At 62.3% G+C, this 17,825-nt stretch carries 18 protein-coding genes; 11 read left to right on the top strand and 7 right to left on the bottom strand.

The window, feature by feature from the left end:
• The first annotated feature begins 165 nt into the window (after positions 1 to 165).
• From dibA to J1G34_RS14185, 6 genes are all read left to right on the top strand, one after another.
• Complete coding sequence (gene dibA, locus J1G34_RS14210; RefSeq protein WP_222994225.1) at positions 166 to 2,079, top strand: phosphodiesterase DibA; 1,914 nt, start codon at positions 166 to 168, stop codon at positions 2,077 to 2,079.
• A 300-nt stretch (positions 2,080 to 2,379) separates the two neighbouring features.
• A complete protein-coding gene (oscA, locus tag J1G34_RS14205) occupies positions 2,380 to 2,562 on the top strand; it encodes a sulfur starvation response protein OscA (RefSeq protein ID WP_003170956.1) in 183 nt (60 codons plus the stop codon).
• 65 nt (positions 2,563 to 2,627) lie between these two features.
• A complete protein-coding gene (locus tag J1G34_RS14200; protein ID WP_065893836.1) occupies positions 2,628 to 3,638 on the top strand; it encodes a sulfate ABC transporter substrate-binding protein in 1,011 nt (336 codons plus the stop codon).
• A gap of 141 nt (positions 3,639 to 3,779) precedes the next feature.
• Positions 3,780 to 4,598, top strand: coding sequence for a sulfate ABC transporter permease subunit CysT (cysT, locus tag J1G34_RS14195; RefSeq protein WP_065883112.1), 819 nt, complete (start codon positions 3,780 to 3,782; stop codon positions 4,596 to 4,598).
• A 13-nt stretch (positions 4,599 to 4,611) separates the two neighbouring features.
• Positions 4,612 to 5,484, top strand: a complete 873-nt coding sequence (gene cysW, locus J1G34_RS14190) for a sulfate ABC transporter permease subunit CysW (protein ID WP_065883110.1) — start codon at positions 4,612 to 4,614, stop codon at positions 5,482 to 5,484.
• Between the two features lie 3 nt (positions 5,485 to 5,487).
• Entirely contained in the window at positions 5,488 to 6,468 is a 981-nt protein-coding gene (locus tag J1G34_RS14185) for a sulfate/molybdate ABC transporter ATP-binding protein (RefSeq protein ID WP_057725349.1), read from the top strand.
• Between the two features lie 147 nt (positions 6,469 to 6,615).
• On the opposite strand, the gene J1G34_RS14180 is transcribed toward J1G34_RS14185, so the two are convergent.
• A complete protein-coding gene (locus tag J1G34_RS14180; protein WP_065936122.1) occupies positions 6,616 to 7,143 on the bottom strand; it encodes an Mpo1 family 2-hydroxy fatty acid dioxygenase in 528 nt (175 codons plus the stop codon).
• 83 nt (positions 7,144 to 7,226) lie between these two features.
• Between J1G34_RS14180 and J1G34_RS14175 the strand changes: the two genes are divergently transcribed.
• Entirely contained in the window at positions 7,227 to 7,913 is a 687-nt protein-coding gene (locus J1G34_RS14175; RefSeq protein ID WP_122686307.1) for a Crp/Fnr family transcriptional regulator, read from the top strand.
• Here the strand turns inward: J1G34_RS14175 and uraH are convergent.
• Together uraH and J1G34_RS14165 are read right to left on the bottom strand one after the other, a co-directional pair.
• Positions 7,908 to 8,318 (bottom strand): hydroxyisourate hydrolase, encoded by a 411-nt coding sequence (gene uraH / locus J1G34_RS14170; protein ID WP_065893859.1) that lies wholly within the window; start codon positions 8,316 to 8,318, stop codon positions 7,908 to 7,910. The genes J1G34_RS14175 and uraH overlap by 6 nt on opposite strands.
• A gap of 26 nt (positions 8,319 to 8,344) precedes the next feature.
• Positions 8,345 to 8,818: a GlcG/HbpS family heme-binding protein gene (locus J1G34_RS14165; RefSeq protein ID WP_057725353.1), complete on the bottom strand. Its 474-nt coding sequence runs from the start codon at positions 8,816 to 8,818 to the stop codon at positions 8,345 to 8,347.
• Positions 8,819 to 8,918: 100 nt separating this feature from the next.
• Between J1G34_RS14165 and J1G34_RS14160 the strand changes: the two genes are divergently transcribed.
• Positions 8,919 to 9,284, top strand: coding sequence for a response regulator (locus J1G34_RS14160; RefSeq protein ID WP_057725354.1), 366 nt, complete (start codon positions 8,919 to 8,921; stop codon positions 9,282 to 9,284).
• A gap of 148 nt (positions 9,285 to 9,432) precedes the next feature.
• Here J1G34_RS14160 and J1G34_RS14155 read toward each other — a convergent pair whose 3' ends face one another.
• Positions 9,433 to 10,437: an AraC family transcriptional regulator gene (locus J1G34_RS14155; protein ID WP_065893833.1), complete on the bottom strand. Its 1,005-nt coding sequence runs from the start codon at positions 10,435 to 10,437 to the stop codon at positions 9,433 to 9,435.
• Between the two features lie 101 nt (positions 10,438 to 10,538).
• On the opposite strand from J1G34_RS14155, the gene J1G34_RS14150 reads away from it, so the two are divergent.
• A complete protein-coding gene (locus J1G34_RS14150; protein ID WP_222994224.1) occupies positions 10,539 to 11,609 on the top strand; it encodes a fatty acid desaturase in 1,071 nt (356 codons plus the stop codon).
• On the opposite strand, the gene J1G34_RS14145 is transcribed toward J1G34_RS14150, so the two are convergent.
• Both J1G34_RS14145 and J1G34_RS14140 read right to left on the bottom strand, forming a co-directional pair.
• Complete coding sequence (locus J1G34_RS14145) at positions 11,596 to 12,411, bottom strand: ABC transporter ATP-binding protein (protein WP_065935534.1); 816 nt, start codon at positions 12,409 to 12,411, stop codon at positions 11,596 to 11,598. The two genes, J1G34_RS14150 and J1G34_RS14145, sit on opposite strands and share 14 nt — an antisense overlap.
• Entirely contained in the window at positions 12,408 to 13,982 is a 1,575-nt protein-coding gene (locus J1G34_RS14140; RefSeq protein ID WP_222994223.1) for an ABC transporter permease, read from the bottom strand. Before J1G34_RS14140 ends, J1G34_RS14145 begins: the two co-directional genes overlap by 4 nt.
• A gap of 278 nt (positions 13,983 to 14,260) precedes the next feature.
• On the opposite strand from J1G34_RS14140, the gene J1G34_RS14135 reads away from it, so the two are divergent.
• A complete protein-coding gene (locus J1G34_RS14135; RefSeq protein ID WP_122561802.1) occupies positions 14,261 to 15,262 on the top strand; it encodes an ABC transporter substrate-binding protein in 1,002 nt (333 codons plus the stop codon).
• 496 nt (positions 15,263 to 15,758) lie between these two features.
• On the opposite strand, the gene J1G34_RS14130 is transcribed toward J1G34_RS14135, so the two are convergent.
• Positions 15,759 to 16,679: a LysR family transcriptional regulator gene (locus J1G34_RS14130; protein ID WP_222994222.1), complete on the bottom strand. Its 921-nt coding sequence runs from the start codon at positions 16,677 to 16,679 to the stop codon at positions 15,759 to 15,761.
• A 181-nt stretch (positions 16,680 to 16,860) separates the two neighbouring features.
• On the opposite strand from J1G34_RS14130, the gene J1G34_RS14125 reads away from it, so the two are divergent.
• On the top strand, positions 16,861 to 17,766 hold the full coding sequence (locus tag J1G34_RS14125; protein WP_065884684.1) for a TauD/TfdA dioxygenase family protein: 906 nt from the start codon (positions 16,861 to 16,863) through the stop codon (positions 17,764 to 17,766).
• Positions 17,767 to 17,825 lie beyond the last annotated feature (59 nt).

The raw sequence follows: 17,825 nt of genomic DNA, 5'->3' as shown, positions 1-17,825 counted from the left end.
AGGCTGTATGGCCCTCAGATAAAGTAAAGAACAGCTCACGCATTATCACTAAGCCTACAGAGAAAACCAGCCGCTCTTTCAGATAGGAGTGACTGGATGTTTCTTATTCTATAATCCTCAGCCTTCGTAGGGCGATTCTGTTTTTTGGTAAGGATTACTGACCATATGCTGTTTACATACCGAGGAGCCCTACGTGCGGGGCTGGTATACCTGCTGATTTCCATTGTATGGCTCAGGCTCAGCCACCACTTATTGATCAACTTTATCGATGAACCCCGGGCGTTGGCGCATTGGCTGCAACTGCGCGGCTATGTCTGGGTGGGCCTGAGCGCGCTGGCTATCTACCTGATGGGCGTGCGTTTCGCCCGTGTCCACCAGCTGCAACAACCCCTGAAAGAAAACCATGAGCGCCTGCAACAGGCCGCTGCGGTGTTTGATTGCACCCGTGAAGGGGTGCTGGTCACCGATGCCCGAGGCCTGATCGTGCACGTCAATCGGGCGTTCATGGAGATCACCGGCTACCGGCGCGAAGACGTCATGGGCAAGCCCCCCAGCCTGTTCAAGTCCGGGCGCCATTCGTCGAATTTTTATCGGCAGATGTTCCAGACCCTCGAGCGCAGCGGTGAATGGAGCGGCGAAATCTGGAACCGACGCCAAAGCGGAGAAATTTACCCACAGTGGCAAACCATCCGCGTCATCCGCGATGAGCAAGGGCGCATCAGCCACTATGTCGCGGTGTTCTCGGACATCAGCGCCATCAAGGACTCCGAACACGAACTGGCGCACCTGGCCCATCACGACCCGCTGACCGATCTGCCCAACCGCCTGCTGTTCACCGACCGCGCCGAGCAGGCCCTGGCCTCGGCGCAAGTGCACAAACGCGGCTGTGCATTGCTGCTGCTGGACCTGGACCACTTCAAGATCATCAATGACAGCCTGGGCCACAATGTGGGCGATCAACTGCTCAAGCTGGTGGCCGAGCGTCTGAAGGGGCTGTTCAGGCCTGGGGTGACCCTGGCGCGCCTGGGCGGCGACGAGTTCGCCGTATTGGCGGAGAGTTGCCCGCAGGTGATGCAGGCGGCGGCCCTGGCGCAGCGCATGCTCGACGCCATGAAGGAGCCGTTTGTGTTCGACGGCAACCAGCTGTTTATCAGCGCCAGCATCGGCATCAGCCTGTTCCCCAGCGATGCGCTGAGCGCCGAGCAATTGCTGCGCAACGCCGATTCGGCGCTGTTCAAGGCCAAGCATGCGGGCCGTGAAGGCTACGCCCTGTACACCGAGGAACTGACGGCTCACGCACAGAACCGGGTGGAAATCGCCAGCGAACTGCGCCGCGCCCTTGAGCAACAGGAACTGCGCGTCTACTACCAGCCGGTGCACGGCCTGCAGGACGGCCGCCTGATTGGCGTCGAAGCGCTGGTGCGCTGGCAGCACCCGGAACGCGGCCTGGTGCCGCCGGGGGAATTTATCCCTATCGCCGAGCGCACCGGGTTGATCGCCGACATCGATGCCTGGGTGATGAACCAAGCCTGCCGCCAGATGTGCCAGTGGCTGGCGGACGGCGCGCCGTTGGGGTTTATCGCGATCAACGTGTCCAGCCGGTTGTTTGCCCGGCGCGAACTCTACGAACACGTGGGCCAGGTGCTTCACGATACAGGCCTGGACCCGGCCTTCCTTGAGCTGGAAGTCACCGAAAGCGCGGTGATGGACGACCCGGAAGTGGCCCTTGAACAGCTGCACCGCCTGCGCGAGCTGGGGTTGCGCCTGGCCATCGACGACTTCGGCACCGGCTATTCCTCGCTGCTGCGCCTCAAGCGCCTGCCGGTGCAGAAACTCAAGATCGATCAGGGCTTTGTCGCAGGCCTGCCGTGGGATGAAGACGACGCCGCCATCGTGCGCGTGGTCATCGCCCTGGCGAAAAGCATGGGCATGCAGGTGCATGCCGAAGGGATCGAGCAGGTGGAGCAGGCCCGCTTCCTGCTGGACCAGGAATGCGACATGGGGCAGGGGTACTGGTTTGGAAAGCCGGTGCCGGCCGATGAGATCAATTGGGCACAAGCACCCGCCATCCGGGATTGAAATGCAGTCCAAATGTGGGAGGGGGCTTGCCCCCGATGGCAGTGTGTCAGCCAAGACTGACTAACCTGACACACCGCTATCGGGGGCAAGCCCCCTCCCACATTGGAACTCCACAAGGCTTTATTTCAGTGCTGTGATTCAAAACCCACGCGCAACCCCACGTCCCACCAGAAAATTCTTTCTGGTTATATAAACATTCTTAAATAGTATTTTTAAGAATATCCCCGCTTATCTACTATCGCTCTCACGCCGCAAGCAGTGCCGCCACTGCCAGGCACTATTCATTTCAGGAGCGAGACCATGAGCGCATCTCTACGTAGCGTCGACGGCCAGGACGAAGCAGCCATTTTGCGTGAGATCCAGAGCGCCCTGCGCGATCTGCGGTTTGGCGCGGTGGAAATCACCGTACATAACGCTCAAGTGGTACAGATCGAACGCAAGGAAAAATTCCGCCTGCAGAACCCGGGTAACAAACCGAGCTGAGCAGCAACGGCGATAGACCCGCAATTATAAAAAAAGCCAACACTCAAGAATTTTCAGGAGCTTCTATGTCGTCGATTCGCCGTTACGCCCTGGCCGCGCTGGCCAGTGCCGTGTTTGCCGGTTCCGCCGTTGCCAAGGACTACGAGTTACTTAACGTCTCGTACGACCCCACCCGTGAGCTGTACCAGGACTACAACGCTGAGTTCACCAGCTTCTGGAAACAGTCCCACCCGGGCGACAACGTCAAGATCCAGCAATCCCACGGTGGTTCGGGCAAGCAAGGCCGCGCGGTGATCGACGGCCTGCGCGCCGATGTGGTGACCCTGGCCCTGGCCGGCGACATCGACGAAATCGCCAAGCTGGGCAAGACCCTGCCGGAAAACTGGCAAACCCGCCTGCCGGACGCCAGCACCCCGTACACCTCGACCATCGTGTTCCTGGTGCGCAAGGGCAACCCCAAAGGCATCAAGGACTGGGGCGACCTGATCAAGAAAGACGTGTCGGTGATCACGCCTAATCCGAAAACCTCCGGCGGTGCGCGCTGGAACTTCCTCGCCGCCTGGGCCTATGGCCTGAAGACCGGCGGCAGCGAAGCCAAGGCCCAGGAATACGTTAAAGAGCTGTTCAAGCACGTGCCGATCCTCGACACCGGCGCGCGCGGTTCCACCATCACCTTCGTCAACAACGGTCAGGGCGACGTGCTGCTGGCCTGGGAAAACGAAGCGTTCCTGGCGCTCAAGGAAGACGGCGGCGCCGACAAGTTCGACATCGTCGTGCCGTCCCTGTCGATCCTCGCGGAGCCGCCGGTGGCTGTGGTCGACAAGAACGCCGAGAAAAAGGGCAATACCGAGATCGCCACCGAATACCTCAAGCACCTGTACAGCCCGGCTGGCCAGGAGATTGCGGCGAAAAACTTCTACCGCCCACGCGATGCGAAAGTCGCCGCCAAATACGCTCAACAGTTCCCTGAACTGGACCTGGTTACCATCGACAAAGACTTCGGCGGCTGGAAAACTGCCCAACCGAAGTTCTTTAACGACGGTGGCGTGTTCGACCAGATCTACACGGCGCAATAAACCAAAGTACCTGTAGGAGCGAGCTTGCTCGCGAAGGTCGTCAACGATAACGCGTACATTCTGAATGAGCGCGGTGCCCTTGATTCTTTCGCGAGCAAGCTCGCTCCTACAGTGGTTTCTACCCTTTAACCAAGGACTCCTATGTCGCGTCGTATTTCCCCCGTCATACCCGGCTTCGGGCTGACGCTGGGCTACACCGTGGTGTACCTCAGCCTGATCGTACTCATCCCCCTGGCGGCGATGTTTGTACACGCCGCTCAACTCACCTGGGATCAGTTCTGGGCCATCATCTCCGCGCCCCGCGTGTTGGCGGCGTTGAAATTGAGCTTCAGCACCGCCTTGTACGCCGCGCTGATCAACGGCGTGATCGGCACGCTGCTGGCCTGGGTGCTGGTGCGCTACACCTTCCCCGGCCGCAAGGTCATCGATGCGATGATCGACCTGCCGTTCGCCTTGCCCACCGCCGTGGCCGGTATCGCGCTGACCGCGCTGTATGCGCCCAACGGCCTGGTGGGCCAGTTCGCCGCCGACCTGGGTTTCAAGATCGCCTATACGCCGCTGGGTATCACCCTGGCGCTGACCTTCGTGACCTTGCCGTTCGTGGTGCGCACCGTGCAGCCGGTACTGGCCGATATCCCCCGGGAAGTCGAAGAGGCCGCCGCCTGCCTGGGCGCCAAGCCATTGCAAGTGTTCCGCCATATCCTCGTACCGGCCCTGTTGCCGGCCTGGCTGACCGGTTTCGCGCTGGCGTTCGCCCGGGGCGTCGGTGAGTACGGCTCGGTGATTTTCATCGCCGGCAACATGCCGATGAAAACCGAAATCCTGCCGTTGCTGATCATGGTCAAACTCGACCAGTACGACTACCGTGGCGCCACCTCTATCGGGGTGCTGATGCTGGTGGTTTCCTTTGTCCTGCTGCTGCTGATCAACTTGTTGCAGCGGCGCATCGAACGTCCATAAGGAGGCGCGGAACATGTCCCAATCGTCTATATCCGCCGCGTCCTCGGCCAACGCCGCCCGGCGTGGCAGCGCGACCTCGCGACGCGTCCTGATCGGCCTTGGCTGGCTGGTGTTTGCCCTGTTCCTGCTGCTGCCGCTGCTGATCGTGGTGTCCCAGGGCCTGAAGAACGGCCTTGGCGCGTTCTTCACCGCGATCCTTGAACCGGATGCGCTGTCGGCGTTGAAACTCACGGTGATCGCCGTGGTGATCTCCGTGCCGCTCAACCTGGTGTTTGGCGTCAGCGCCGCGTGGTGCGTAAGCAAATATTCATTCCGTGGCAAAAGCATCCTGGTGACGCTGATCGACTTGCCGTTCTCGGTGTCCCCGGTGATCGCAGGCCTGGTCTACGTGCTGATGTTCGGCGCCCAGGGCTTCTTCGGCCCCTGGTTGCAGGACCACGACATCCAGATTGTGTTCGCCTTGCCCGGCATCGTGCTGGCGACCATCTTCGTCACCGTGCCGTTCGTGGCCCGTGAGCTGATCCCGCTGATGCAGGAGCAGGGCACCCAGGAAGAAGAAGCCGCGCGCCTGCTCGGTGCCAACGGCTGGCAGATGTTCTGGCATGTCACCGTCCCGAACATCAAGTGGGGCCTGATCTACGGCGTGGTGCTCTGCACGGCGCGGGCCATGGGGGAGTTCGGCGCGGTGTCGGTGGTGTCCGGCCATATCCGCGGCGTCACCAACACGCTGCCGCTGCATGTCGAGATTCTCTACAACGAATACAACCACGTCGCCGCCTTCGCGGTGGCCAGCCTGTTGCTGATCCTGGCGCTCTTCATCCTGCTGCTCAAGCAGTGGAGCGAGAACCGAATCAACCGCCTGCGCAACAGCGCCGGTGAGGAATAAGTCATGTCGATCGAAGTCCGTAATGTCAGCAAGAACTTCAACGCTTTCAAGGCCCTGGACAGCATCAACCTGGATATCCAGAGTGGCGAGCTGGTGGCGTTGCTGGGCCCCTCCGGCTGCGGCAAGACCACCTTGCTGCGCATCATTGCAGGCCTGGAAACCCCGGATGCCGGCAGCATCGTGTTCCACGGCGAGGACGTCTCCGGTCACGATGTGCGTGATCGCAATGTGGGCTTTGTGTTCCAGCACTACGCGCTGTTCCGCCACATGACCGTGTTCGACAACGTTGCTTTCGGCCTGCGCATGAAGCCGAAAAACCAGCGCCCGACCGAAAGCCAGATCGCGAGCAAGGTTCACGAGTTGCTGAACATGGTGCAGCTCGACTGGCTGTCTGACCGTTACCCGGAACAACTCTCCGGCGGCCAGCGCCAGCGTATCGCCCTGGCCCGCGCCCTGGCGGTGGAGCCCAAGGTGCTGCTGCTGGACGAGCCCTTCGGCGCCCTCGATGCCAAGGTGCGCAAAGAGCTGCGCCGCTGGCTGGCGCGCCTGCATGAAGATATCAACCTGACCTCGGTGTTCGTCACCCACGACCAGGAAGAGGCCATGGAAGTCGCCGACCGTATCGTGGTGATGAACAAGGGCGTGATCGAGCAGATCGGCTCACCGGGCGACGTCTACGAAAACCCGGCCAGCGACTTTGTGTACCACTTCCTGGGCGACTCCAACCGCTTGCATCTGGGCGAGGACAAACACCTGCTGTTCCGCCCGCACGAGGTGTCGCTGTCGCGGCATGAGCTTGAAGATCACCACGCAGCTGAGGTACGGGACATCCGGCCGCTGGGCGCGACTACTCGCGTGACCCTGAAGGTCGAAGGCCAGCCCGAGCTGATCGAAGCCGAAGTGGTGAAGGACCACGACAGCCTGACCGGCCTGACCCGTGGCGAGACCCTGTTCTTCAAACCCAAGGTCTGGCAAAAAGCCTGAGCACACCCCGGAACCGATCGTTCCCACGCTCTGCGTGGGAATGCCTCTGGTGACGCTCTGCGTCACGCTTTGGACGCGGAGCGTCCTGGGCTGCATTCCCACGCAGAGCGTGGGAACGATCAATCGGGGGCAAGCCCCCTCCCACATTTAGATCCCGCTGGGTTTGAGATCGCGGCGTGCCACCGGGCCTGAGCGTTGCTCAATCTGCTGCTTCAGCGCCTGGCGCAACCCCAGCGCAAACGCCAGCTCCGCCACCACAAACAACGGCCCCACGATCAGCCCGGATACATCATCAACGAACGCCGGCTTCCGGCCTTCGTAGTAATGCCCGACAAACTGAATCACCCAGCCCACCACAAACATTCCGATACCGCTGCTCAACCACACCGTCGTGCTCTGCGCCGCCAGCACGTGGCCGGCCCATACCGACAAACCCATCAGCAGCGTCATCAAGATTCCCAGGGCCAGTTCCAGGCGCAGGTAAAACCACGCCGAAAATAGCGCCAGCAGCACCGCCGGGGAAATCCACAGCGCGCCCACCGTCCATTCGGGGCGTGACAGCAGCACGGCGACCGCTACCACGATCAAGGGAATGCCGATGAAATGGCTGGCGATATTGCGTGGGTCGCGGTGGTAGGCGGCGTATTGACTGAGGTGGTCGACGAGGCTTTTCATTGTTGTTCCTCCTGTAGGATGTTTGATCATGCCCTGTCAGTCGGCGCCTAACTGTCAACTGGGCGACAATCTTCGGAGTTCCCATGGACACAGGCAAATGGCACGCGCACCTGGCCGGCGGCCACTGGTTTGGCCATCTGCCTGCAGACTTGCAGCATAGCCTGCTGGCGGCGGCGCGGGTGCGCACGCTGACGGCGGGGCAGTTTCTGTTCAAGCGCGGCGATCCACCGTGTGGCCTGTATGCGGTGCTGGAAGGGGCGGTGCGCATCAGCGCGGTGAATGCCCAGGGCAAGGAAGCGGTGCTGAGCCTGGTGGAGACGCCTCACTGGTTCGGCGAGATCTGCCTTTTCGACAACCTGCCGCGCACCCACGATGCGCTCGCCACGGGCCCTTGCACGCTGGCGCAGGTGCCGCAGGCGGCGATGCTTGGCATGCTCGAGCGGCACCCGGCGTATTGGCGCGATGTGGCCCTGTTGATGAGCCACAAGCTGCGCCTGTCGTTGATCAATATCGAACAGATGAGCCTGATGCCCGCGTCGGCGCGGCTGGCCCATCGGCTGCTGATGATTGCTCAGGGCTACGGTGAGCGAACGCAGGCGCGCCGGGTGTTGCAACTGCCCCAGGAGGACCTGGCGGCGATGCTCGGCCTGTCGCGCCAGACCACCAACAGCCTGCTCAGGGCACTGGAGCAACAGGGCGTGCTCGGCCTGAGCTACGGGGCCATCGAGATTCTCGACCTCAATGGCCTGCGGCTGGCTGCCGGCCTATGAACCGCGATAGGTGGAGAAGCCATAAGGGCTGAGCAGCAGCGGGATGTGGTAGTGCTGATCGGCCTGCTTGACCTGGAAAATCACCGGCACTTCGGGGAAGAAGGTTTCGCGGTTGGCCTTCTTGTAATAGTCGCCGGTCTTGAACACCACGCGGTACTCGCCCGGCTTCATGCTGCGATCAGCGGGAAACAGTTCGGCGATGCGTCCCTGTTCGTTGGTCACGCCTTGGGACAGCGATTGCCATTGGTCGCCCACGTGTTCTTCCAGGGTGACGTTGACGCCGGCGCTGGGCAGGCCGTTTTCCAGGTTGAGCACATGCACGCTCAGCGGGTTGCCGGCGGCCATGGCCAGGGTGCACAGGCCGCTCAGGCTGAGGGCGGCGAGGGTCATGCTGAGGGTTTTCATCGTGAAGTCCTTTTTGACAGGGGTAATCATGGGGTGATTTTCAGGCCCAGTTGCTCGGCGGCCTGTACGGCGCAGGCTTCGTCCTGCGCGGCGCCGCCGGCACCGGCGATGCCCAGCGCGCCGACCAGCTCGGCGTCGGCAAACAGCGGCACGCCGCCGCCGAGCAACAGCAACTCGGGCAAGCTGTTAAGGTTGGCGGCCTCGGGGTTGTTGCGCGCGCGCTCGGCGAACAGCCGGGTTGGGGTTTTGCTCGATAACGCCGTGTAGGCCTTGCGCTGGCTGGCGAGGCTGTTGTGTGGGCCGACGCCGTCGGCTCGCAGGCTCAGCAACAGGTTGCCGCCACGGTCGAGCACGGTCAGCGCGGCGGTGCAGTGCGCCAGGCCGGCATCGGCCAATTGGCGCGCGGTGCGCAGATCCAGCTCGGCGTGACGTGGCAGTTGCGGCGTGGCCTGGGCGGCAGTCGCCACGGCGAGGCTCAGGAACAAGGCAGTGCGAAACATGGTGAGGGCTCCAAAAGGCAGACCGTCACGGTAGCCAGTGGACGTGGTCAAAAGCCGCACAATTTGATGACAGGTTTGTAATCAAACCCAGAGGTAAGGCATGCAGGTGTTGTTAGTGGAAGACCAGCCGCAACTGGCGCAACGCATGGCCCAGGGCCTGAGCGAAGCGGGTTTCGGCGTGGAAGTGGCGGCCAACGGCATGGCGGCGCAGCGCTTTGTGGAAAGCACCGAGTACGACCTGGTGATCCTGGACGTGATGCTGCCGGGCCTGAATGCGTGGAAGTTGCAGCAGGCGATTCGCCAGCGCGGAGAAACCCCCGTGCTGTTCCTGACCACGCCTGACGGCATTGAAGATCGGCTGCGTGGGTTGGAATTGCATGAAGACGATTACTTGCTCAAGCCGTTTGACGCCAAAGTGTTGGTGGCGCGGGTGAGGAAATTGTTGCGGCGTGATCGGGGGCGGTGATTGATCCGGGATTTGCAGAGCCTCAAAGACCGCTATCGGGGGCAAGTCGAATCGTCGCACCGCCCCTCCCACACTTAAATGTATTCACAGTTCAAATGTGGGAGGGGGCTTGCCCCCGATGAGGCCCTCAAAAACACCCCCCATTCACCTACCGCAACCCATCCCTGAACTGCCCCGGCGTCATCCCCGTCCAGCGCTTGAACGCCCGGTTGAAACTGCTGGTATCGGCAAACCCCAGCAGATGACTGATCTCGGCCAATGAACACTGCGGATCGCGCAGGTGCAACAGCGCCAGGTTCTGCCGGCATTCATTGAGCAACGCGTCAAACCGGCAACCTTCATCCGCCAGGTGCCGCTGCAGACTGCGCAGACTCAAATGCAACGCCTGGGCGATCCGCTCCGCGCCGGGTTCGCCGTCGGGCAGTTGCGCCTCAATGGCGGCGCGCACCTTGCGCTCCCAGGTCAGCGGCTGCAGTTGCGCCAGGGTGCGCTTGAGCACGGTTTCATTGTGTTCGGCCAACTCCGGGTTAGCATCGTCCAGGTGGCTGTCGAAGTCCTGGGCGGCGAACTCCAGGCGGTCTTCCTCGGCGCCAAAGAACACCGGCGCGCGAAACACCGTGTGCCAGGGCGCGGGGTCGACCGGTTCCGGGCGCTGCAGGTAAACCGCCAGCGGTGCGTAGTCGCGCCCCAGGCGATTGCGGCAGGTGCGCACATAGATCGCCGCAAACGCATCGATGGCTTCCAGCGCCGGCGCCGGGCTGCCTTCGGGTTGCAGCAGGCGAAAACGGTAGCAGTCGCCGTGTCGGCTCAACTCCAGGCTCAGGGCATCACTGACCACCTGGTGATAGCGCACGATGCGTTCGAACACTTCGCGCAAACTGCCGCTGGCCACCAGCGCGTAACCCAATGCATGAAAGGTCGTGGGGCTGACAAACCGCGACACCCGCAAGCCAATCGCCGGATCGCCACTGGCCTGCACCGCCAGTGCCCACAGGCGCGTGGTGGCCGACAACGGGTAGCGCGCGTTCGGGTCGTCCATCAGCAACGGGTCGAGCCCGGCCTCAAGGCACAGCGCGGCGCTGTCCAGGCCCAGGGCCTCGAGTTGCTTGCGCAGGGCGCGGGTCCAGCTGGCGAGGGAAGTCGGTTCAGTCATGGCGATTGGCGCTTGCGGTCAACAGGTTGGCGTGCGGAGCTAGCGGCCTGCGCCAGGGTTGGGTGCAGGATGCAGGCATCACTCCACAAGAGAATGGAAGCATGGACGGTACTTGTGCAAGTCCCCAGCAGATGAACGCGCAACAGCGTTCGGCGCATATCCGCGAGGTGGTGCTGGCCGAGGGCGCGCGCCTGCGCCAGCGGCATTCCTGGCTGCTGCATCAGGACGCGCTGGGCGCGGGCATCCTGGCGTTCGCATGGGTCGGCATGCTGGGTTCGGCGGCGCTGTATATCAGCGGTCACATGGCCTGGTGGGTATGCCTGCTGCTCAATGCGTTCTTTGCCTCACTCACCCATGAGCTGGAACACGACCTGATCCACAGCATGTACTTTCGCAAGCAGCGCGTGCCCCACAACCTGATGATGGGCCTGGTGTGGCTGGCGCGGCCGAGCACGATCAACCCGTGGATTCGCCGGCACCTGCACCTCAATCATCACAAGGTCTCCGGCACCGAGGCCGATGTGGAAGAGCGTGCCATCACCAACGGCGAGCCCTGGGGCATCGCGCGCTTGCTGATGGTGGGCGACAACATGATGTCCGCCATGATCCGCCTGCTGCGCGCCAGGACCTGGCCGCACAGGTTCAGCATCCTCAAGCGCGTGCTGCTGGTGTACGCACCGCTGGTGCTGCTGCATTGGGGTGCGTGGTACATCTTCCTCGGCTTTCATGCCGCCAACGGCATCGCCGGCCTGGTGGGCGCGCCCATCGACTGGTCAGCCGGGACGCTGCAGATGATGCAGGTGATCGATATCGCGGCGGTGGTGATCATTGGCCCCAACGTGCTGCGCACCTTTTGCCTGCACTTCGTCAGTTCCAACATGCATTACTACGGCGATGTGGAGCCGGGCAATGTGATCCAGCAGACCCAGGTGCTCAACCCCTGGTGGATGTGGCCGTTGCAGGCGTTCTGTTTCAATTTCGGCAGCACCCACGGCATCCATCATTTCGTGGTGAAGGAGCCGTTCTATATCCGCCAGATGACGGTCAGGGTGGCGCACAAGGTCATGGCCGAGATGGGCGTGCGCTTCAATGATTTCGGCACCTTTGCGCGGGCCAATCGGTTTGAACGCGAAGAGCAACCGGACAGCGACCTCGCGTTCAGCAAGCAATGAATGCCAGCGGCAGGTCGCGAATCTGTTCGCGCACCGGTGGCTGGTAGTGATCGTCGCTGATCAATTCATGCAGCAGTTCTTCGCGCAATTGGTGGAACTCGAAACTGCTGCGCTGGCGCGGATGGGGCAGGGCGATCTCGACCACCTGCTTGATCCGCCCGGGCCGGGGCTCCATCACCACCACGCGGTCGGCGAGGAAAATCGCCTCTTCCACATCGTGGGTCACCAGCACCGTAGTGATTCTGGCGCGGGCGCGAATCGCCAATAGTTCGTCCTGCATCTGCTGGCGGGTCAGCGCATCCAGTGCGCCGAACGGCTCGTCCAGCAGCAGAATCCGTGGGCTGGCCACCAGGCCACGAGCGATGGCCACCCGTTGCGCCATGCCGCCGGACAGTTGGTGGGGATAGGCGCGGGTGAAGTCGGTGAGGCCCACCAGTTCGATAAAGTCGCCAATGCGTCGGCTGCGCTCGGCCTCGCTCAAGGGCTCATTGACCAGGCCCAGGCCGATGTTCTGCGCCACCGTCAGCCAGGGGAACAAGCGGTGTTCCTGGAACACGATGCCGCGTTCGCTGCCGATGCCGCTCACGGCTTTGCCATCGACCTGGATCTGCCCGCGAAACTGCGTATCCAGCCCCACCAGCAAGCGTAAAAGCGTGGACTTGCCGCAGCCGCTCGAACCGACAATCGCCACAAATTCGCCCTCGGCAATCTCCAGGTTGAATTCGCGGATGGCTTCCAGCTCGACGCCATCCACCTCGAAGGACTTGCCCACATGGTTGAAGCTGACAATCGGTGCGTTCATGCGTGTCTCCAGCCGGTGACGCGGCTTTCAAGGCGTTGGCCGATAAGGTTGAGGGTGGCGCCGGTAAGGCCGACCAGCAGCATGCCGCTCATGATCAAATCCATGCGCAGCAGCTGTTGGGCGCCGATCATCAGGCTGCCGATGCCGCCATTGGACGGCATGAAGTATTCCGCGCCGATGGTGCCCAGCCAGGCGTAGATCAGGCTCAGGCGCAGCCCGGCGAAAATGCCCGGCGCCGCGCCCGGCAGTATCAGGCGGCGCAGCCGTTGGAACAGGTTCAGGCGCAGCACCTGTGCGGCTTCGCTCAGTTGCGGTGACAGGTTCAACACGCTGCGCTGGGTGGCGATAAACAGCGGGAAAAACGCCGCCAGGCCGATAAACACCCATTTGGCCAATTCCCCCAGGCCAAACCAGGCCGTGAGCAACGGCACCCAGGCAAAGATTGCGATCTGGCGCAAGGCGGCCAGGGTAGGGCCGAGGACTCGCTCGCTGCGCGGTGACAAGCCCAGCCACAAGCCGATGGCAAACCCCAGGCTGGCGCCCAATGCCAAGCCGCCCAGGGTGCGCCCCAGGCTTTTGCCCAGCGCGCCCGACAGCGTCCCATCCACGACGCCCGTGGCGGTGGTCTGCAGCACAGTCCATGGGCTCACCAGGATATTCGCATCGACCCAGCCCTGCTGCGTCGCCACTTGCCACAGCGCCAGCAACCCCAGGGGCAGCAGCCACGGCTGCAGGCGCTGCCAGCCCTGGTAACGCGGGCCGCGCCGGATGTGCGCGGTGGCCGGATGCGGCCAGTGCACCCATTTGCGATCCAGCCAGCCGACGCCACGGTCCATCACCACGCCCAGCACGCCGATGACCACGATGCACACAAAGACGATGTCGAGCATGAACAACTGGCGTGCCCACACCATCAGGTAGCCGATGCCTTCACTGGAGGCCAGCAGCTCCACCGCCAGCAGCGACGTCCAACCGGCCGCCAGGGCCAGGCGCACACCGGCCATGAACGCCGGCAGTGCGGCGGGCAGAATCAGCCGGCGAATCAGCAGATGGGTGGGCAGGCGCAGCACGCGCGCGGCTTCACGCAACTGCGGCTGCGCATCGCGTACACCAACCAGCGTATGCAGGGTCACGGGTACCACGATGGCCTTGACCAGCACCACCAGTTTCAGGGTTTCGCCGATGCCGAAAAACACCATGAACAACGGGATCCACGCCAGGGTCGGCACTTGTGCCAACGCGCTGAACGTGGGAAACACCAGGCGCTCGGCGCGCGTACTGAAGCCCAGCCAGGCGCCGAGCAACGCCCCGGCGCCGATGCCCGCCAGCAAGCCCCAGAACAAGCGCTGCACACTGATCGCCAGGTGGCTCCACAGTTCGCCGCCCGCCAGTTCTACGGCGCTGCTCCACACCAGTGCAGGCGGCGGCAGGATTTGCTCGCTCATCCACTGATGACGGCTGGCCAGCCACCACAAGGCCAACAGCGTCAGCGGTAACAGCCAGGGGCTGAGTGCCGGCCAGCGCAGTGTGGGGGGTGTCAGAGGCGGGCTTAACCGTGCGGTCCGGGCCATCGAGGACCTCCCTTTCGTTATGTGATTTCGGTCTTATAAAAACGTAATCAAGATTATTGTGAGATAAGAGAGGTCATTTAAAGCCCGTGCCCGGCACGCATCCAATGCATTCGGAGAATATTTTCGATGCTGTTTATGCATAGCCCGCTGCAGCCTGCGGTTTGTCTCGCATAGTTCAAAAGGTTATTAAATTGTGAATTTATAGTATTTAAAGTTTCTATCTGCCTGTGCCTAATTTCAGCTCCCCAGGCGACCGCCGCCCACCAGGAGCTGCCCTTATGAAACTGTCCTTCAAACGTCTGATCACGCTGTTCGCCGCTACCGCGCTGGCGGGTCTGGTGCAGGCCGCCGAGCTCAAGGAAATCCGTATTGCCGTGCCCGATCTCAGCGCCGGGAGCCAACATAGCGGCGGCGGCATCACTGATGTGTTGCGCCAACAGCAGATCTTCGAAAAGGCCTTTGCCGACCAGGGCATCACGATTCAATGGAATTACTTCAAGGGCGCGGGCCCGGTGATCAATGAAGCCTTCGCCAATGGCCAGGTGGACCTCGCTTATCTCGGCGACCTGGCGGCCATCATCGGCCGTTCCAACGGGCTGGATACCCGCCTGCTCAGCGCCACCGCGCGCGACATCAAGCAGTACCTGGGCGTGGTGCCGGGCTCGGGCATCAAGACCCTGCACGACCTCAAGGGCAAGCGCGTCGCGGTGTTTCGCGGCACGGCCAGCCAGTTGTCATTCGACAGCGCATTGGCCAGCCAGGGCCTGAGTGAAAAGGACCTGAAAGTCATCAACCTGGATTACAACGCGGCCGGTGCGGCGTTGGCCGCCAAGCAGATTGACGCAACCTGGGGCGGCTCCAACCTCACGGCGCTGCAAGCCAAGGGGCTGGCCGAGATCGCCCTGACCACCAAGGACCTGAACGGCGCCGGCAGCATCCAGGCGGTATTGGTGGGCAGCAAACAGTTTGTCGACGGGCATCCCGACGCGGTGGCCAAGTTGCTCAAGGCCCAGCAGCAGGCGGTGCAATGGTTGACCGATGACAATAACAAACAGGCCTACATCGAGCTGGTGTCGGGGCTGGCCAGTTATCCGCCAGTGATCCTGAGCAATGACTTGAAGGACCAGCAGCTCAGCCAGATTTTCCCGGCGACGCTGGACCCGGTGTTCCTGGGCAAGTTACAGGATGCGGTGGATCTGGCTTCCAGGGAGAAGTTGATTCGTCGGTCGTTTCAGGTGAGTGATTGGGTGGCGCCTGGGTTGGCTGCGGCGGGGCTTTGAGTCCAGTGGTGCCTGGGCTATAGCTATCGGGGGCAAGCCCCCTCCCACACTTTGAAGGTATTCACAGTTCAACTGTGGGAGGGGGCTTGCCCCCGATGGCGGCCTCGGGGCCGACCAGGATGTTGGATCAGACCGAGTACATATCCGTTTCTGCGGTAACGGCTGCTAATGGTTCCGCTTTTACAGCGGCTCACTTTTGAAAAGCGCAAAAGTAAGCAAAACGCTCTTGCCCCACCACTCGGCACCTCGCTTAGGCTCGGTGTGCCCGAACGCAGGCTTGAATCCGTGGGCCGCCGCCACGCGCCATCCATGGCGCGGGGCGGCTAACCCGGCGTCCTGCCGGGTTGCCCACGGATTCAAGCCTGCGTTCGGCCAGCGTGGTTTGACGGGGCGCCTGAGATCAAAAGCAGATCAAGATCAAGAGCGGCTCGCTTCGCATCGGGGTTACGGTGGGTGCTGCGGAGCTGTGTAGATACCTATGCCCTGATGAGGCCCTTCAGACCGCCACACTCACCTCCTGCCTGTCGACCTCCACCAACACCTCAATCATCGCTTTAGCCGCCGGCGACAACCGCGCCCCCGTGCGGCTGACGATCCCGCACCGCGCACTCAGGGTATCCATGTTCTGCGGCAGGTTGCGCCAGTGCAGCAGCACCAGCGCGCCGCTGGCGATGTCCTCGGCGAACGCTTCCTCGGTGCCCACGCCAATGGCGTTGGACTGCAGCACGATTTTCACCAGCGCCGGGAAGTGTTCGGTCTGGATGCTCGGCGAAAAATCCATGCGCCCGCTCAGGTTTGCCAGCAGTTTGCGAATGCCCTGGGAGATCAGCGGCGCCGCCAGCGGGTAGTCGAACATGTCATTGGTCGACAGGCTGTCCTTGGCCAGCAGCGGGTGCCCCGGGCGGCAGAAAAACACGCCGCGCTTGGCGGTCAGCGCTCGGGTCTGGAAGTTCGGGTCGGCTTCGAACTGACGGATGTCGGCAATGAAGAATTCGATCTCCTCGCGGCTCAGGGCGCGGCTGAGTTTTTCCCAGTTATCCACTTGGAAACTGGTGCGGATTTTCGGGTGCACGCCGATAAACCGCGCCACCGCATCCGGCACCAGCTTGACCGCCGGCGCCGGGCCGCAGCCGAAGCGCAGGTCGCCGGCATCGAGCTTGGTCATGCGCGTGACTTCACTGCTCAGCAAGGCGGCGCCATGCACCAGGCTCAGGGCGTGCTGCAGTACCACCTGGCCTTCGGGCGTAGGGCGCAGGTCCTTGTGGCCACGGTCGACCAGCACGCAGCCGAACTCCTGTTCCAGCCCCTGGATACTGCGGCTGAACGCCGGTTGAGTGATGCCCATGGCGTCCGCCGCGCGTACGAAACTGCGGTGTTCGTTGAGGGCAATGAAGTAGCGCAGTTGACGCAGATCCATATGCATTCCCGGCATTTGAAAAATAGGTCGAAGGCATTTGCGAGCGACGGAGCTGAGGTTTTAAATGCAAGCTCTTATTCCGTCAACGAAGCATTAGTTCATTTGCTAGATCTAAAATGCATATGAATAGAGCGTTGCCGGCGAGCGTTCCACCATCCGCAGGCACATGAGGGTCACCACAATGAGCAACGCCGCATTAGCTGTTCAACCCATCGCCCAGGCACTGGACATTCATCCGGTCGCCGGCCGCATCGGCGCCGAGATCCGTGGCATCAAACTGTCCGGTCATCTCGATGCCGCCACTGTCGACGCCATCCAGCAAGCGCTGGTGCAGTACAAGGTGATCTTCTTTCGCGAACAGTCCCACCTCGACGACCAGAGCCAGGAGGCCTTTGCCCACCTGCTCGGCGAGCCGATTGCCCACCCGACCGTGCCGGTGCGTGACGGCACGCGTTTCCTGATGGAGCTGGACGGCACGCGCGGCCAGCGCGCCAACTCCTGGCACACCGACGTGACCTTCGTCGATGCCTACCCCAAGGCTTCGATCCTGCGTTCGGTGCTGGCGCCCGCATCCGGTGGCGACACCGTGTGGGCCAACACCTCGGCGGCCTACAACGACCTCAGCGTCGAGCTGCGCGCCCTGGCGGATAACCTCTGGGCCATCCACAGCAACGAATACGACTACGCCGCGCTCAAGCCGGATGTGGCGGTGGAGCGGCTTGAGGAGTACCGCAAGGTGTTCACCTCGACGGTGTATGAAACCGAGCATCCGGTGGTGCGCGTGCACCCGGTCAGCGGTGAGAAAACCTTGCTGCTGGGGCACTTCGTCAAGCGCCTCAAAGGCTATTCCCAGGCCGACTCGACGCAACTGTTCAACCTGTTGCAAAGCCACGTTACCCGCCTGGAAAACACCGTGCGCTGGCGCTGGAACAGCGGCGATGTAGCGATCTGGGACAACCGCGCCACCCAGCATTACGCGGTGGACGACTACGGCACCCAGGAGCGTATCGTGCGCCGGGTGACGCTCAAGGGCGATGTGCCGGTGGGCGTGCACGGGCAATCCAGCAAGACAACCAAAGGCCGCTGAGCAAACACAAATCCAAATGTGGGAGGGGGCTTGCCCCCGATAGCTGAGTGTCAGTCAAC

Source organism: Pseudomonas sp. Wu6 (assembly GCF_019891515.1).
GTDB classification, from domain to species: domain Bacteria; phylum Pseudomonadota; class Gammaproteobacteria; order Pseudomonadales; family Pseudomonadaceae; genus Aquipseudomonas; species Aquipseudomonas orientalis_A.
The sequence above is the reverse complement of the archived record's forward strand: the minus strand, read 5'-3'. Positions and strand labels throughout refer to the sequence as shown.

Excerpts from the sequence above, each read along its gene's own strand:
- cysT (WP_065883112.1), top strand. The coding sequence starts at position 3,780 with ATGTCGCGTCGTATTTCCCCCGTCATACCCGGCTTCGGGCTGACGCTG.
- J1G34_RS14125 (WP_065884684.1), top strand. The coding sequence starts at position 16,861 with ATGAGCAACGCCGCATTAGCTGTTCAACCCATCGCCCAGGCACTGGAC.
- J1G34_RS14175 (WP_122686307.1), top strand. The coding sequence starts at position 7,227 with ATGGACACAGGCAAATGGCACGCGCACCTGGCCGGCGGCCACTGGTTT.
- J1G34_RS14140 (WP_222994223.1), bottom strand. The coding sequence starts at position 13,982 with ATGGCCCGGACCGCACGGTTAAGCCCGCCTCTGACACCCCCCACACTG.
- cysW (WP_065883110.1), top strand. The coding sequence starts at position 4,612 with ATGTCCCAATCGTCTATATCCGCCGCGTCCTCGGCCAACGCCGCCCGG.
- dibA (WP_222994225.1), top strand. The coding sequence starts at position 166 with ATGCTGTTTACATACCGAGGAGCCCTACGTGCGGGGCTGGTATACCTG.
- J1G34_RS14145 (WP_065935534.1), bottom strand. The coding sequence starts at position 12,411 with ATGAACGCACCGATTGTCAGCTTCAACCATGTGGGCAAGTCCTTCGAG.
- J1G34_RS14185 (WP_057725349.1), top strand. The coding sequence starts at position 5,488 with ATGTCGATCGAAGTCCGTAATGTCAGCAAGAACTTCAACGCTTTCAAG.
- J1G34_RS14130 (WP_222994222.1), bottom strand. The coding sequence starts at position 16,679 with ATGGATCTGCGTCAACTGCGCTACTTCATTGCCCTCAACGAACACCGC.
- uraH (WP_065893859.1), bottom strand. The coding sequence starts at position 8,318 with ATGAAAACCCTCAGCATGACCCTCGCCGCCCTCAGCCTGAGCGGCCTG.
- J1G34_RS14135 (WP_122561802.1), top strand. The coding sequence starts at position 14,261 with ATGAAACTGTCCTTCAAACGTCTGATCACGCTGTTCGCCGCTACCGCG.
- oscA (WP_003170956.1), top strand. The coding sequence starts at position 2,380 with ATGAGCGCATCTCTACGTAGCGTCGACGGCCAGGACGAAGCAGCCATT.
- J1G34_RS14200 (WP_065893836.1), top strand. The coding sequence starts at position 2,628 with ATGTCGTCGATTCGCCGTTACGCCCTGGCCGCGCTGGCCAGTGCCGTG.
- J1G34_RS14160 (WP_057725354.1), top strand. The coding sequence starts at position 8,919 with ATGCAGGTGTTGTTAGTGGAAGACCAGCCGCAACTGGCGCAACGCATG.
- J1G34_RS14180 (WP_065936122.1), bottom strand. The coding sequence starts at position 7,143 with ATGAAAAGCCTCGTCGACCACCTCAGTCAATACGCCGCCTACCACCGC.
- J1G34_RS14155 (WP_065893833.1), bottom strand. The coding sequence starts at position 10,437 with ATGACTGAACCGACTTCCCTCGCCAGCTGGACCCGCGCCCTGCGCAAG.
- J1G34_RS14150 (WP_222994224.1), top strand. The coding sequence starts at position 10,539 with ATGGACGGTACTTGTGCAAGTCCCCAGCAGATGAACGCGCAACAGCGT.
- J1G34_RS14165 (WP_057725353.1), bottom strand. The coding sequence starts at position 8,818 with ATGTTTCGCACTGCCTTGTTCCTGAGCCTCGCCGTGGCGACTGCCGCC.